18 protein-coding genes are annotated in these 13,904 nt (G+C 37.9%); 4 read left to right on the top strand and 14 right to left on the bottom strand.

Annotated features, from left to right (window positions below):
* Positions 1–39: 39 nt before the first annotated feature.
* On the top strand, positions 40–885 hold the full coding sequence (locus MTX13_RS00665) for an aminotransferase class IV (RefSeq protein ID WP_250432447.1): 846 nt from the start codon (positions 40–42) through the stop codon (positions 883–885).
* On the opposite strand, the gene MTX13_RS00660 is transcribed toward MTX13_RS00665, so the two are convergent.
* The 6 genes from MTX13_RS00660 to MTX13_RS00635 form a co-directional block, all read right to left on the bottom strand.
* On the bottom strand, positions 878–1,438 hold the full coding sequence (locus tag MTX13_RS00660; RefSeq protein ID WP_250433847.1) for a YqgE/AlgH family protein: 561 nt from the start codon (positions 1,436–1,438) through the stop codon (positions 878–880). The two genes, MTX13_RS00665 and MTX13_RS00660, sit on opposite strands and share 8 nt — an antisense overlap.
* A gap of 121 nt (positions 1,439–1,559) precedes the next feature.
* A complete protein-coding gene (locus tag MTX13_RS00655; RefSeq protein WP_250432446.1) occupies positions 1,560–1,832 on the bottom strand; it encodes an HU family DNA-binding protein in 273 nt (90 codons plus the stop codon).
* A 24-nt stretch (positions 1,833–1,856) separates the two neighbouring features.
* On the bottom strand, positions 1,857–2,129 hold the full coding sequence (locus MTX13_RS00650) for an HU family DNA-binding protein (RefSeq protein WP_250432445.1): 273 nt from the start codon (positions 2,127–2,129) through the stop codon (positions 1,857–1,859).
* Positions 2,130–2,321: 192 nt separating this feature from the next.
* Positions 2,322–3,272 carry a methionyl-tRNA formyltransferase gene (gene fmt / locus MTX13_RS00645; protein WP_250432444.1) on the bottom strand — a complete coding sequence of 317 codons (951 nt, stop codon included), beginning with the start codon at positions 3,270–3,272 and terminating at the stop codon, positions 2,322–2,324.
* Between the two features lie 7 nt (positions 3,273–3,279).
* The gene (locus tag MTX13_RS00640) at positions 3,280–5,184 is read right to left on the bottom strand and encodes a RecQ family ATP-dependent DNA helicase (RefSeq protein ID WP_250432443.1); all 1,905 of its coding nucleotides are present in this window, start codon (positions 5,182–5,184) and stop codon (positions 3,280–3,282) included.
* Complete coding sequence (locus tag MTX13_RS00635) at positions 5,184–5,726, bottom strand: AAA family ATPase (protein ID WP_250432442.1); 543 nt, start codon at positions 5,724–5,726, stop codon at positions 5,184–5,186. Before MTX13_RS00635 ends, MTX13_RS00640 begins: the two co-directional genes overlap by 1 nt.
* Before the next feature lie 91 nt (positions 5,727–5,817).
* On the opposite strand from MTX13_RS00635, the gene MTX13_RS00630 reads away from it, so the two are divergent.
* The 3 genes from MTX13_RS00630 to murA all read left to right on the top strand — a co-directional run bounded on the left by MTX13_RS00630 (position 5,818) and on the right by murA (position 8,143).
* Positions 5,818–6,111 carry a DUF493 domain-containing protein gene (locus MTX13_RS00630; protein ID WP_250432441.1) on the top strand — a complete coding sequence of 98 codons (294 nt, stop codon included), beginning with the start codon at positions 5,818–5,820 and terminating at the stop codon, positions 6,109–6,111.
* 67 nt (positions 6,112–6,178) lie between these two features.
* Entirely contained in the window at positions 6,179–6,823 is a 645-nt protein-coding gene (locus MTX13_RS00625; protein ID WP_250432440.1) for a DUF4290 domain-containing protein, read from the top strand.
* Between the two features lie 6 nt (positions 6,824–6,829).
* Entirely contained in the window at positions 6,830–8,143 is a 1,314-nt protein-coding gene (murA, locus tag MTX13_RS00620) for a UDP-N-acetylglucosamine 1-carboxyvinyltransferase (protein ID WP_250432439.1), read from the top strand.
* 68 nt (positions 8,144–8,211) lie between these two features.
* Here murA and MTX13_RS00615 read toward each other — a convergent pair whose 3' ends face one another.
* The 8 genes from MTX13_RS00615 to MTX13_RS00580 form a co-directional block, all read right to left on the bottom strand.
* A complete protein-coding gene (locus MTX13_RS00615; protein ID WP_250432438.1) occupies positions 8,212–9,948 on the bottom strand; it encodes an FG-GAP-like repeat-containing protein in 1,737 nt (578 codons plus the stop codon).
* A gap of 80 nt (positions 9,949–10,028) precedes the next feature.
* Positions 10,029–11,333: a cryptochrome/photolyase family protein gene (locus tag MTX13_RS00610; RefSeq protein WP_250432437.1), complete on the bottom strand. Its 1,305-nt coding sequence runs from the start codon at positions 11,331–11,333 to the stop codon at positions 10,029–10,031.
* Positions 11,334–11,335: 2 nt separating this feature from the next.
* Positions 11,336–11,797: an SRPBCC family protein gene (locus MTX13_RS00605; protein ID WP_250432436.1), complete on the bottom strand. Its 462-nt coding sequence runs from the start codon at positions 11,795–11,797 to the stop codon at positions 11,336–11,338.
* Positions 11,797–12,261 carry a TspO/MBR family protein gene (locus MTX13_RS00600; protein WP_250432435.1) on the bottom strand — a complete coding sequence of 155 codons (465 nt, stop codon included), beginning with the start codon at positions 12,259–12,261 and terminating at the stop codon, positions 11,797–11,799. Before MTX13_RS00600 ends, MTX13_RS00605 begins: the two co-directional genes overlap by 1 nt.
* Positions 12,258–12,434, bottom strand: coding sequence for a Lacal_2735 family protein (locus tag MTX13_RS00595; RefSeq protein WP_223033451.1), 177 nt, complete (start codon positions 12,432–12,434; stop codon positions 12,258–12,260). Before MTX13_RS00595 ends, MTX13_RS00600 begins: the two co-directional genes overlap by 4 nt.
* 3 nt (positions 12,435–12,437) lie before the next feature.
* Positions 12,438–12,956: a glutathione peroxidase gene (locus tag MTX13_RS00590; protein ID WP_250433846.1), complete on the bottom strand. Its 519-nt coding sequence runs from the start codon at positions 12,954–12,956 to the stop codon at positions 12,438–12,440.
* Between the two features lie 30 nt (positions 12,957–12,986).
* On the bottom strand, positions 12,987–13,670 hold the full coding sequence (locus MTX13_RS00585; protein WP_250432434.1) for an SDR family oxidoreductase: 684 nt from the start codon (positions 13,668–13,670) through the stop codon (positions 12,987–12,989).
* Between the two features lie 8 nt (positions 13,671–13,678).
* On the bottom strand, positions 13,679–13,903 hold the full coding sequence (locus MTX13_RS00580) for a hypothetical protein (protein WP_250432433.1): 225 nt from the start codon (positions 13,901–13,903) through the stop codon (positions 13,679–13,681).
* Between the last annotated feature and the right edge of the window lies 1 nt (position 13,904).

Genomic DNA, 13,904 nt, shown 5'->3' with positions numbered 1-13,904 from the left:
AAGTCTATCTTTGTCCCAAAATTATTTGGGACTTTTTTTATGATTAATTTTAACGGCACCCTTACTGATAACACCCGTATTTTAACCCCTGATAACCGAGGCTTTGCCTATGGCGATGCCCTTTTTGAAACCCTAAAGGCCTCGCACGGCAGCATCTTGTTTTGGGAGGACCATTACTTTAGGCTTATGGCCTCTATGCGGATTATGCGTATGGACATACCCATGACCTTTACCATGGAGTTTCTGGAGGCTGAAATACTAAAAACCTTGGAGGCCAATAGTCTGCATACCCAAACGGCGCGTATAAAACTTACCGTGTATCGCGATGCCGAAGGCTTGTACTTACCACAAGGCCACGATGTAGGCTATATGATTACCGCACAGGCTCTGGACTCGGATTTCTATTTGTTGGATGAGGCGCCTTATGTGGTGGATTTGTTTAAGGATTATTTTGTGGCACCGGGATTGTTGTCTACCATTAAGAGCAACAACAAATTGATACATGTTTTGGGCAGTATTTACGCCCAGGAAAACGATTTACAAAATTGTTTGTTACTCAATACCGATAAGCAGGTTGTTGAAGCCCTAAACGGTAACGTGTTTATGGTTAAGGGGCAGGTTATAAAAACGCCACCTCTGGAACAGGGTTGCTTAAAAGGCGTGATGCGTAAGCAGCTTATAGATGTTATACAAAAGCTACCCGATTACCAATTGGAGGAAGTCGCTATTTCACCCTTTGAACTACAAAAGGCTGACGAGTTGTTTGTAACCAATGTAATTAGGGGCATACAGCCTGTAACACAATATCGTAAGAAAGCATACGGTTTTACGGTGGCAAAAGATTTACTGGGGAAACTGAATGCCAAGATTAGGCTGACTAGTTAAAGCTGGGATCTTCTGGTGCGTTGGACCAAATGGTGTATTCGCCGCCAAACTCCAGCATTTTTTCTTTCCAAAAGGATTGGTAGTCTTTTTCGATAATCTCTTTTTTGTAGATATTTTCGGTAACCACCCAAGAGTGGGCTTTTAATTCTTCCTGTAACTGTTGGGCATCCCAACCCGAGTAACCTAGGAAAAACCGGATGTGTTTTTCGTTTAGCTGGTTGTTGGCAATAAGTTCTGCTACTTTATTGAAGTCGCCACCCCAATAAATACCAAAGGATATTTCTATACTATTGGGTATTAAGTCGGGCACCTTATGGATAAAGTAAAGGTTGTCCTGTTCTACAGGGCCACCGTTGTAGACTTTAAAGTTGGCATCTATTTCTGGGATTAAATCGCTAATGGTATACTCTAGGGGCTTATTTAAAATAAAGCCAATAGAACCTTCGCTATTGTGGTCTGCCAAGAGGATAATAGACCGGTTAAAAGACATGTCGCCTATTATTGCAGGTTCGGCAATGAGCAGATTACCTTTTTTTGGTTGCGTTGTAATCATATGTTTCATAGATTAACATTTAAATCTAACAATTTTTTAATTAAAAACAAACCGCTTTAGCTATAAATAAAAAAGGTCTTCAAAAACTGAAGACCTTTTAAATTTAATTAAACTTAAAAATTTAGTTAATGGCCTTCGACAAATCTGAACCTGCCTTAAACTTCACTACATTTTTAGCTTTAATTTTTATAGTCTTTCCAGTTTGTGGGTTTCTACCGTCTCTTGCCGCTCTTCTAGACACTGACCAAGAACCGAAACCTACTAGAGATACTCTTTTTCCTTTTTGTAAAGCACCCTCGATATCAATTAAGAAAGAGTCTAATGCTTTTTTAGCAGCCGCTTTAGAGATTCCAGCGTTTTCTGCCATTCCGTCGATTAAATCTGATTTGTTCATAGTTGTATATATTTTATAAGGTTATTAGTTTACAGCATTAGATAAATCTGAACCTGCTTTAAACTTTACTACGTTTTTAGCTTTTATTTTGATAGTTGCTCCAGTTTGTGGGTTTCTACCGTCTCTTGCCGCTCTTCTAGATACTGACCAAGAACCGAAACCTACTAGAGATACTCTGTTTCCTTTTTGTAAAGCACCTTCGATGTCGATTAATAAAGAATCTAATGCTTTTTTAGCAGCTGCTTTTGTAATTCCAGCATTTTCTGCCATTCCTTCGATTAAATCTGTTTTGTTCATAAGTTTAATTTTAAATAATTAATAGATTGTTGGTTAAACATTTATGTTAAATCCTCTACAAATTTATACGGATTATCCACCCATGCAAGTAATAGCAAGGGAAATGCGCCTATTTGTTAATAACTTAACAGATTTGTTAATAAAGCCTATGCATTTCGTCGATATTTTTGAAATATCAATAACAGTAAGGGATTAGAGCATTTTGGCATCGGGTAAAAATTGATAACCGTTTAAAAGGGCCTGACTGTCCATTTTTCGTTTGCCGGGCAACTTGAGTTCTTCAATTATAATGTAACCATTTGTAACAGCGACCGCTAGTGTTTTTTTTGTGGCCACTAGGGTGCCTAAACTTAAATTATGGGCTTCTTCTTTTATGGTGGCCTTATATATTTTGACTTCTACAGTATCGTCTCCATTTATTAAGGTGCTCCATGCAGCAGGATACGGGCTTAAGCCACGTATGGTATTGTAGATGTTTTCCATAGGTGCGGTCCAGTCTATTTTACAATTGTCCCTGTTGAGTTTTGGTGCTTCCTTAACGGTATCCAAATCTTTTTGGGCACGTGTGGTAACGTTACCGCTTTCAATTTGCCTGACGGTTTTTAAAACCAGTTCACTGCCTATATGCATTAATTTATCGTGTAAGTCGCCAGCCGTATCTGTTTTGGCAATGCTTACCGATTCCTGTAGAATCATATCGCCAGTATCAATTTTTTCGTCTATAAAAAAGGTGGACACACCCGAAACCGTTTCACCATTAATAATGGCCCAATTAATTGGTGCAGCACCGCGATAGTCGGGTAGCAGGGACGCGTGTAGGTTAAAGGTTCCCAATTCAGGCATTTGCCAAACGACTTTTGGGAGCATTCTGAAGGCCACTACAATTTGTAAATTAGCCTTTAAGTCTTTTAGTTCCTGTAAAAACGATGAGCTTTTAAGATTGGTAGGCTGTAGGATGTTAAGTTTGTTTTCTTGGGCATAAACCTTTACGGCCGACTCGTGTAATTTACGTCCACGACCCGCAGGTTTATCGGGTGCCGTAATAACGCCTACAATATTATAGTTGTTGTCTACTAGGATTTTTAGGGTGGAAACCGCAAAATCTGGCGTTCCCATAAATACTATGCGTAAATCGTGTTTCATAATAGGTTTAAATATGTGCTAATTTATAGGTATTGGTATGCGTTATGGTTATGATGTTATACTCTAGCAATACCTTTAGGGTTTCTGAAATATCCTCAACCGAATAGGGTAAGCGTTCTTGTAATTGCCTTGAGGAGCAATCGCATTCCTCCAAGGCCCTAATAATGGCGCTTTTAATGGTCTTTGAATCGGGTTTGGAATTTGAGGGTTTGTTTTGGATACACACCGAACAGATGCCGCAATCTTCTACATGGGTTTCACCAAAATAGGTGAGGAGTTGTTTGCTTTTGCAAACCGTATCGTTTTCGATGTATTGTAAAACCGATTCTATTTGGCTGTGCTTTAATTGGTTTTGTTGTTTGATAATCGGTGCTATTCTGTTGATGGTTTTATCGTCCTCACGCGGTTCGATAAAGGTGATACTGGCATCGGTTGTAGCATAGTGCAATTCGATAATGGTATCTTTATGAAGCTGGTTTAAGGTGTTTAATAAAACCGTTTCGGTAGTTGTCGCTTTTTCGGCCATTTTAACCAAATTAATAGTAGTCTGGTGTTCAAATATACCACCATAGGTGCGCAGTAAGGCTTTAATAATATAATTGGTTTCCGGATGCTTGTCGATATATTGAAATACCTGCGAATCGCTAACCAAAAACTGTAGAGACGTTTGTTTGTTGAATTGCTTTGTTAAGGCTATAACGCTTGTTCTGTCTAAAACTTGGAGGGCATTATAGGCCAAGAGGGTATTGAACTTATAGGTGTTGCAAAAGGCATTGAAATTAAAATCGTGACTGGTGTAAGCACCTTCGCCGTATGAGATTTGAAAGTAGTTGCACAATTTACGATAGGCTTTTTTTAGAAAGGCCACATCGGGCAGGACACTTAAAAACTGATTTTTAAGTAGGGTTTTGTCGCTTGCATTTTTTAAGAGCACAGCAAAGGCTTTGTTGCCATCACGACCAGCGCGCCCTGCTTCCTGGAAATAGCTTTCTAGACTTTCGGGTAAATTAAAATGGATGACGGTTTTTACATCGGGTTTGTCTATACCCATACCAAAGGCATTGGTAGCTACCATAATGTCTTTGTTGTTGTGGAGCCATAGGTTTAGCTTGTCCTCCTTTTCCTTATTGGACAATCCGCCATGAAAAAAGGTAGAACTAAAACCTTTGCCTTCTAAAAACCGCGATAGCTCCAAAGTGGCTTTTCGACTTCTTACATATACAATGGCTGCTGCATCCTGTTTTTTTAAAATCTGTTCAAGCTTATAGTGTTTGTCTTCGGTTTCGAAGGTCATGTAGGCTAAATTTTTACGCTCAAAAGACTGCTTGAAGATTTTTACATCCATACAGTCGAGTTCCTGAATGATATCCTCCATAACCGTTGGTGTAGCCGAGGCCGTTAAGGCTATGCAATTTACACGAGGTTGCAAGGTTCGTAACAGAGTAACGTTTTTATAGGCTGGCCTAAAATCGTTTCCCCATTGCGAGATGCAATGCGCCTCATCTACGGCAATGAGATTGACGTTCATTTGTCTGATACGGTCTTGCACCAGTTCTTGTTGTAAGCGTTCTGGAGACAGGTACAGGAATTTGTAGTTGCCATAGATGCAATTATCCAACAAGGTATCGAGCTCACTGTACGCTATACCACTTGTAATGGCCATGGCTTTTATGCCTTTAGCCTGTAGGGCCTGCACTTGGTCTTTCATTAAGGCTATTAATGGCGAAACTACAATGCAAATACCCTCGCGTATTAATGCCGGAATTTGAAAGCATAAGGATTTTCCACCGCCTGTAGGCATGAGGGCGAAAACATCCTCATTATCCAAAACAGCTTGGATAATGTCTTCTTGTAGCGGTTTAAAACTGGTATAGTTCCAATACCGTTCCAGTATGTCCAGAGGTTGTTGCATTATAGGGTATTAACAACATTTAAAATAAAATCGGCACGTTCTTCAACCTTTGCAAATGGGACATCCCATAATTTATAGCTAAACCGCTCGTAAGTATTGAGTAGGTGGTGGTGAATTTTTACGGCCTGATCAAAATTCTCATAGCGTTCACTATCGCTTGTAAAAATTTCCTGCCAAGGTTCTAGAATAAAAACCATATCATATTGATTGGTTTTGCAGCTGTCTACAAAACTGTTGGGATAGCTGTCACCTATATAATCCATATAGGCCAAAACGTCAGGTAGCCCTCTGTCCAGAAATACAATTTCGGTATGGGCATTGGCCGCTTCCTGAAACTGCTTTTCACGCCCTTTAAGCAGTAGCTCACTAAACAGCAATGGTTGGGTTAAAAACAGCTGCTCAATACCATCTTCACGGGCTTTTAGGGTAACTTCCCTGGATATTTCATCTAAACACACATGGTTACGCGCTTTGAGTTCGTTTATTATGGATGTTTTTCCTGTTCCAGGTCCACCGGTTATGACAATTTTTTTAATATTCAATTTGGCAAGGTTTTGGCTGTAAAAATCGTAATTATAAAGCAAAGTAAAAAATACAAAGTATAAGCTTATATTTGTAGTATATAAAAACGTTATGAATACAGATAAAAATCAAAAGGAATTTTACGATAAATTACGAAAGCAACTTTACGATACCAGTTTATGGCCTTCGGAATATTTATATAAATTTATTGTTTTAACAGACTCGTCGGGCATTGAGGATGTAGAGGGCTTGTTTGACAATTTGGGAGCGGTTATAACGACCAATGCCTCTAAAAATGGTAAATACACCAGTATTTCCATAAATGTAAAAATGAAAAACCCAGATGCCGTTATTGCAAAGTATATTGAAGTTACAGAAAAGGTAGAAGGGATTATTAGTCTATAGATTTTTTTTGTACTTTGCGCATGCATACAACTACGTGCATTTTTTTTAACAACTACACAATTAAATTTTGATAGATCATTTAGAATACAATTCAGAGCGTGAGCATTTAATTATTCCAGAATACGGCAGGCACTTGCAAAAAATGGTTAATTATGCCAAAACGCGTGAAACCAAGGAAGAACGTAATAAACTGGCCAAGGCCATAATTTCTGTAATGGGGAATTTACAGCCCCATTTACGTGATGTTCCCGATTTTCAGCACAAGCTGTGGGATCAGTTGTTTATCATGTCTAATTTTGAGTTAGATGCCGATTCGCCTTACGAAAAACCTTCGCGCGAAGTATTATCAGAACGTCCAGAACCCTTAAAGTATCCGCAAAACCACCCAAAATACCGATTCTATGGCAACAATATTAAAACCATGATTGATGTTGCCAATACGTGGGAAGATGGTGAAATGAAAGAAGCTTTGGTCTATACCATTGCCAACCACATGAAGAAATGCTTTTTAAACTGGAACAAGGACACGGTAGAGGATGAGGTAATCTTTGAACATTTGCGTGAATTGTCGGGTGGCAAAATAAATTTATTGAATGCCTATGAAGATTTAACCGATGCTTCAAGTTTATTGCGCAGTAAGAAAAAGTATGGCTCTAACAAAAAAGGGCACCACAAGAAAAACAACTCCAATAGAAACAGAAAAAGATATTAAGGCTTCATGGGAATATTCAAAATTGAAGGTGGGCACCAATTAAAAGGAAAGATTCAACCTCAAGGTGCAAAAAATGAAGCGTTACAAATACTTTGTGCCGTACTATTAACTCCAGAAGTTGTTACCATACACAACATTCCAGATATCGTTGATGTTAACAAACTAATAGAACTCCTAAAAAAACTCGGTGTAAAAGTTGAAAAGCTTGGACCCAATTCATACAGCTTTCAAGCCGATGAAGTCAATCTGAAGTATTTAGAGTCTGAAGCGTTTAAGGTTGATGGTAGAGGATTACGTGGCTCGATTATGATTGTAGGACCTCTTTTAGCGCGTTTTGGAAAGGGTTATATTCCAAAACCTGGTGGTGATAAAATTGGCCGTAGACGTTTGGATACACACTTTGAAGGTTTTATAAACCTTGGGGCTAAATTCCGCTATAACCGCGAAGATTATTTTTATGGCGTAGAGGCCGACAAACTGATTGGTACGTATATGCTGTTGGATGAAGCTTCGGTTACAGGTACCGCCAATATTGTTATGGCCGCTGTAATGGCCGAAGGTACGACCACAATTTACAATGCCGCTTGTGAACCGTATTTGCAGCAGCTGTGTAAAATGCTGAATAGAATGGGCGCCCAAATTTCAGGTATTGGCTCTAACATGCTAATTATTGAGGGTGTGGATAGTTTAGGTGGAACCGAGCATACCATGTTGCCTGATATGATTGAGATAGGCAGTTGGATAGGTTTGGCTGCCATGACTAAAAGTGAGCTGACCATTACTAACGTGAGTTGGGATGATCTGGGACAAATTCCGAATGTGTTTAGAAAACTCGGTATTACGGTGGAACGCCAAGGTGATGATATTCATATTCCGGCCCATACCGATGGCTACGAAATTCAAAGTTATATTGATGGTTCTATATTAACCGTTTCTGATGCACCATGGCCCGGTTTTACTCCAGATTTATTGAGTATTATCTTGGTTGTTGCTACGCAGGCTAGAGGCAGTGTTTTGGTGCATCAAAAAATGTTTGAAAGCCGTTTGTTCTTTGTAGATAAATTGATAGATATGGGTGCCAAAATAATTCTTTGCGATCCACATCGAGCGACTGTAATAGGTCATGATTTTAAATCGACTTTAAAGGCAACTACTATGACATCGCCTGATATTAGGGCTGGTGTTTCGCTTTTAATAGCTGCCCTTTCTGCCAAGGGCACGTCTACCATTCACAACATAGAACAGATTGATAGGGGGTATGAGAATATTGATGAACGTTTGCGTGCTATAGGTGCGAAGATTGAACGTATAAAAGAATAACATAACAGATAACTAAACAAAAAAGCCTCTGCATGACAGAGGCTTTTTTGTTGGATGATGTCTTTTAATTACGACTTTATAATTTTTTGGATTTGAATATTGTCGGCTATTTTAAGGTGTATAAAATATATTCCAGCTGTTATACTTTTTAAATCTATTTGTTTTGATGTGTTGAGGTCTTGTTGCGCTATAACAACCTTTCCATTAATATCGTAGACCGTATATGAAATAGTTGTGTTGGTATCTGGTGTATCTACAGTTACATAATCGCTAGTAGGATTTGGGTAGACTGAAAGCGTTGTATGGGTAAACGCATCAACACCAAGTGTTGATCCTTCAATAATTTCAATGGATGTATTAATGGCTGGATTAAGGATTTCATCTTCCTCGCCAGACGGCCAAAGTACCTTAATTTTAGTAATACTAGTTGCCGTACCTAATCCAAAATGGGTAAGGAGGGAATTCATGGTTCCGTAGCTTTCGCCAGAGCGCACTTCGCGAATTTGTTTTCCCCAAGCGCCATATAATTCAATTCGTGCACCAATACCATTGATATTGCTAGTATTACCACGTAATCTAATTTCACTCCAATTATTGGCGTTTCCATCATTAAAATATAAAACATCGGGATAATTACTTGGTCCGTTATACCCATTGGCAAATCCAGCAACCACGTCTATAAATCCATCGTTGTTTAAATCGCCAACAGCAGCACTTTGTATACGCGACGGTCCAGTTGGTAACGTGAAAGGCGACGGCATTTCGGTAAAGGTTTTATTACCATTGTTTTTGAACATGTGGTGAGAACCACTACGAGCCGTGATAAATAAGTCGATAAAGGTATCGTTATCAAAATCTTCCATGATAATTTGGATACCGCCACTTCCCATGCCGCTTAAAATAGATGAGATACCAGAACTGGCTGTAATATCTGAAAACGTTCCGTTGCCATTATTTTCATAAATAACACTATTAATATCGTGGTTTATAACAATGCAGTCTAGATCGCCATCGTTATCAATATCCTCAAAATTAGCAGACCACGACTGGCCATATGGCACTAGTCCGGCTGCAACTCCAACATCGGTATAGTTGCCATTGCCATCGTTTTGAAACAACAGGTTTATACGCCTGCCATCGTTGGCATTGGTAACACCTAAACGGCATTTAGAGATGTATAAGTCTTGGTCGCCATCATTATCATAATCGGTCCAGATACTACCATAATTACCCGAGTTATCTGAAGGTACCGTAGAAACGGCATTTATTAATCCCGCATTATCGGCTGTATAATTACCAGATCCGTCATTGTTATAGGCTATAGATGTGCCGTTATCGTGACAGGCAAATATATCTATCGTACCGTTATTATCTATATCGGCAAAATTGATGTTTTGCAAGAAGATAGTTCCACTTAATGTTGTACTGGAATAGGTAGCACCATTACTACTGGCTTTAAGTACACGAACACCGTTGTTGTAACCGCCAATTACCACATCGTTAAAACCATTCTTGTCAACATCTGCAATGGCAAGTCCCCAATGTGAGCTTCCTGTACTGCCATAATTGTATTGGGTGAAGTTTCCACCACCAGCGGTTTGATATTCAATTTGGAGGCTAGAGGCATCGTGCAATCTCACAATGTCATCTAAACCATCACCATTCATATCGCTAACACCTATGGCAACACCACTGGTTAGCGAGGAATTAACTAACAAACTGTTTGAGTTTGTGAAGGTTACTTGTGAAAAAGCCATTATGGGCAATACCATAATTGCAGGTAAGAGTAGTTTTTTAAGATTCATTGGTTTGTATGTTTAAGAGTTTAAATATAAAACTTTTAAAACTAGTAAGTTACCAATTGTAAGAAAATCGACGAATGGTATTAGTTAAGGGCAGCTTTATAGACGTTTAGGCAGCGTTCACGTGCTTCCTTATGGTCTACAATAGGTTTTGGATAGGTGAGTTCTTGGTAATCAGGAACCCATTTTTTGATGTATAGATGGTCTTTATCGAATTTTTGTATTTGAGTTGTAGGGTTAAAGATTCTAAAATAAGGCGCGGCATCTACACCGCAACCCGCAACCCATTGCCAATTGCCAATATTACTGGCCATTTCGTAATCATGCAATTTTTCAGCAAAATAGGCTTCGCCCCAGCGCCAATCGATTAATAAGTGTTTACATAAAAAAGACCCTACCAACATTCTCACTCGATTATGCATAAAACCTGTATGGTTAAGTTCGCGCATACCTGCATCAACTAAAGGGTAACCCGTTTTTCCTTCGCACCAGACCTTAAACTCTGATTCGTTGTTACGCCATGCTATTCTATCGTATTTGGGTTTGAAGCTTTCGGTTACCGTACGTGGATAATGCCAAAGAATTTGCATAAAAAATTCACGCCAAATAAGTTCTTGCCAGAATATTTCGTTTTGTTCGGCAATAGCTTTTTTTACCATTTTACGAATACTGACTGTACCAAAACGTAAATGAGGCCCAAGTCTGGATGTAGCTTTTTTTGATGGAAAGTTGCGCTTGTTTTTATATTCTTGAATCAAGGTAGGTGTGACATCATAATCTGCTATCTCTTGATTTGATTTTTTAAATCCGATATCTGATAATGTTAGGTTAGGTAAGCGCGAATGTTTAACCACATTTTCTAAATACTTGTTGGTGTAAAATATTTTTAGGCTACCGGCATTGAATGTCGATTTCCAAGTTTTCATGTAGGGTGTGTAAACCTGATAGGGATTACCATCTTGTTTTACAATTTCATCTTTTTCAAAAATTACTTGGTCCTTAAAGGTTTTAAATTCAATATTTTGTGATGCTAAAAAGTTTGCTATGTCTTGGTCTCTTTTAATAGCGTAGGGTTCGTAATCGTGATTAGTATAAACGGTTTCAACTTTATATTCCTTTACTAAATCTTTAAATATATCTATGGGTTTTCCTTTTAAAATGGCTATGCTACTATCCTGGTCTTTCTGGAGTGTAGTACGCATGTCTTGAAGCTTTTCGTAAATAAATGTCACACGAGCATCATCTTCGGGTAGGTTTTGCAAGATTTCAGTGTCGAAAATAAAAATGGGAAGTACAGGATTATTCCCTTTTAGTGCTTGGTAAAATCCATGGTTGTCGTCTAATCGTAGGTCTCTTCTAAACCAAAAAATAGTTAAGGGTTCATTCATGTTTATAGGGTTCCAAATAGTTCGATAAGCTTATTTTTACGGTACTCAAAAATCTCTTCCAGTTTTGGTTTTACTAAAATGGGTTGTACCAGTTGCCCCAAGAAACCTAAAGGTAACTTATAATCTATTATGTCTTCCATTTCCACACCGCCTTCAATTTCTTTTATAAAATGTTTGTGGTGCCATAATGCATAGGGTCCAAACCGTTGCTCATCAACAAAATAGTGTTTGTCGATTACATGTGTGATTTCTGTTACCCATTTTGTTTTTATCCCGAGAACTGGTGTCACGATATATTGAATAATTTGACCTGCATACATGGGCCTATCTGCTCCTGATAGGATGTTGAAACCCATATAATCTGGTGTGATGACTTTTAAGTTTTTTGGGTTTGATAGAAAGCTCCAAGTCTGCTCAACAGAAATTGGAAGCTTCTGTTTTTTGTGTAAAGTATAAATCTTCATTAGTTATTGTAATAGATGTAAGCATTTAATGATGTGGCTATAAGCAACCAAACTATGTAGGGTAATAATAGATAGGAGTAGGTTTTAATGTCATCCATTCTAAACTTAAAAAAGAAATACAATATGAGTACAGTTAATAGTGATATGTTGAGTAAACCCAGTCCAACCAAATGCTGATTGAAAAACACATAGTTCCAAATCACATTTAGAAAAACCTGAACCGAAAATAGAATTCTTAAAAATTTAGAATCTTGCTCTTTAAAGAGTTTTGCTAAATACACTGAAAAACAGATCATGATGGTTGTCCAAGCCACTCCAAATACCCATCCTGGAGGTGTCCATGGTGCTTGATTTAAATTGGTATACCATTCTGATTGTGGGCCATTATTCATCAACCAACTACCAAGTGCTAAACCACCAAAGTTAATTATTAGAAATAGGACTAATCGCTTAATAAAACTCATTTTGTTTTGTTTTGCAATGCCTCAATTTTATCGGAAATAGATTGTGCTTCGGCATATGCATTATCACTTGCTTTTCTATCGGTAACAGACAGTTTGTGCCAATCTTTCATTGCTTTGGCATATTTTTTCTGTAAAACTTTAAGTTCTGATTGTTTTTTGAATAATCCAAACATATTTTATTGATTTAAATGCTTCGTTATTTTAGCACTTGTTGGGCTTGTAATGGAAAAATAATAATCTACTAGTTCGCCATTTTCATTTACAAGATATTTTTGAAAATTCCATTTTACACTTGAACTCGAATTCCCATTTAATGCTTTGTCTGTCAACCACTTGTATAAGGGGTGTTGATTATCACCTTTAACATCAACTTTTTCGGTCATTAAAAAGCTAACGCCATAATTTTTTTCACAAAAGGTTTGAATTTCATCTGCCGTACCTGGTTCCTGACCGCCAAATTGGTTACAGGGTACACCAATAATCATGAGCTTGTCTTGGTAATCATCATATAATTTTTGCAAATCGGCATATTGTCCTGTAAAGCCACATTTGGATGCAACGTTTACGAACAATATCTTTTTGCCTTTATAATCAGAAAGGTTAATGGGATTCCCTTCCAAACTATTTATTTGGATATTGTAGATAGATTGGGTGGGTGGGTTTTGAGCTGTTGATTTATTAAGAAAGTTTAGCATAAGGCATATTAGGATTAGTTTTTTCATGTTTTATATTTTAAAGGACACTATACCGCAATCCATTTCGAATATTTGGCCAGAGAGGGAAGCAGATTTGTCTGATAATAAAAAGGCTGCCATATCTGCAACCTCTTCTGGTTTTAGAAATTTTTTTAGAGGGTGTCTTTCGGTTATATTTTCAATCATTTTGTCATTTCGCAATAATTTTAATGCCAGTAGGGTGTCTGTAACTGTTGGCGCAATAGCATTTACACGTATAGTAGGCGCCAATTCTGCGCCCAGTGATTTTGTTAAACCTTCTACGCCTGCTTTTGCTGCAGCGACACTGGTGTGAAAAGGCATTCCTAATTTAACTGCAACAGTGCTAAAAAGTACAATTGCTGGGTTAGTACCTGCTTTTAATTGAGGTAAATATTTCTGAATTGCTCTTACCGCACCAATTACGTTAATCTCATAATCATCCCTAAACTCGTCGAGTTTTAATCTGGACACTGGCTTTAAGTTAATACTTCCTGGGCAGTAAACCAAGCCATCACATTTTTCAATTTCAGGTAAATCATCCTTAAGAACATCTATACTGTAATGTATAAGATTATCGTGGGTTAGATTTGGTGCATTACGACTTATGTTTATGACTTTGTTATGCTTCAACAATACGTTAAGAAGTGATAGCCCAATTCCTCGGCTACCACCAATAATAATATATGTTTTCATATTATTTATTAAGCCATTAGTGGTTTTCCTTTGAGGCGTTTTTCAACTTTTCGTTTTATAACAGTAAGACGTTTCATGATATCCATAATACGCTCATCTTTTTTTTGCTTGTAAATTTGATTTAAATCTAAAATCAATTGTTTTGCCTCTCTAGAAATTTTGATTCTGTCGCTAGTTGATAATGATTTCATCTTTCTTTGCTCGAATTCAAGCGCTCTGTTTATTAGTTCCATA

This window comes from Hanstruepera flava (assembly GCF_023634025.1).
Lineage (GTDB): Bacteria > Bacteroidota > Bacteroidia > Flavobacteriales > Flavobacteriaceae > Hanstruepera > Hanstruepera flava.
This window is presented reverse-complemented; position numbering and strand designations above follow the sequence as displayed.

Coding starts and splice junctions, on each gene's coding strand:
- MTX13_RS00665 (WP_250432447.1), top strand. CDS start 40: ATGATTAATTTTAACGGCACCCTTACTGATAACACCCGTATTTTAACC.
- MTX13_RS00660 (WP_250433847.1), bottom strand. CDS start 1,438: ATGATTACAACGCAACCAAAAAAAGGTAATCTGCTCATTGCCGAACCT.
- MTX13_RS00655 (WP_250432446.1), bottom strand. CDS start 1,832: ATGAACAAATCAGATTTAATCGACGGAATGGCAGAAAACGCTGGAATC.
- MTX13_RS00650 (WP_250432445.1), bottom strand. CDS start 2,129: ATGAACAAAACAGATTTAATCGAAGGAATGGCAGAAAATGCTGGAATT.
- fmt (WP_250432444.1), bottom strand. CDS start 3,272: ATGAAACACGATTTACGCATAGTATTTATGGGAACGCCAGATTTTGCG.
- MTX13_RS00640 (WP_250432443.1), bottom strand. CDS start 5,184: ATGCAACAACCTCTGGACATACTGGAACGGTATTGGAACTATACCAGT.
- MTX13_RS00630 (WP_250432441.1), top strand. CDS start 5,818: ATGAATACAGATAAAAATCAAAAGGAATTTTACGATAAATTACGAAAG.
- murA (WP_250432439.1), top strand. CDS start 6,830: ATGGGAATATTCAAAATTGAAGGTGGGCACCAATTAAAAGGAAAGATT.
- MTX13_RS00615 (WP_250432438.1), bottom strand. CDS start 9,948: ATGAATCTTAAAAAACTACTCTTACCTGCAATTATGGTATTGCCCATA.
- MTX13_RS00610 (WP_250432437.1), bottom strand. CDS start 11,333: ATGAATGAACCCTTAACTATTTTTTGGTTTAGAAGAGACCTACGATTA.
- MTX13_RS00605 (WP_250432436.1), bottom strand. CDS start 11,797: ATGAAGATTTATACTTTACACAAAAAACAGAAGCTTCCAATTTCTGTT.
- MTX13_RS00600 (WP_250432435.1), bottom strand. CDS start 12,261: ATGAGTTTTATTAAGCGATTAGTCCTATTTCTAATAATTAACTTTGGT.
- MTX13_RS00595 (WP_223033451.1), bottom strand. CDS start 12,434: ATGTTTGGATTATTCAAAAAACAATCAGAACTTAAAGTTTTACAGAAA.
- MTX13_RS00590 (WP_250433846.1), bottom strand. CDS start 12,956: ATGCTAAACTTTCTTAATAAATCAACAGCTCAAAACCCACCCACCCAA.
- MTX13_RS00585 (WP_250432434.1), bottom strand. CDS start 13,670: ATGAAAACATATATTATTATTGGTGGTAGCCGAGGAATTGGGCTATCA.
- MTX13_RS00580 (WP_250432433.1), bottom strand. CDS start 13,903: ATGGAACTAATAAACAGAGCGCTTGAATTCGAGCAAAGAAAGATGAAA.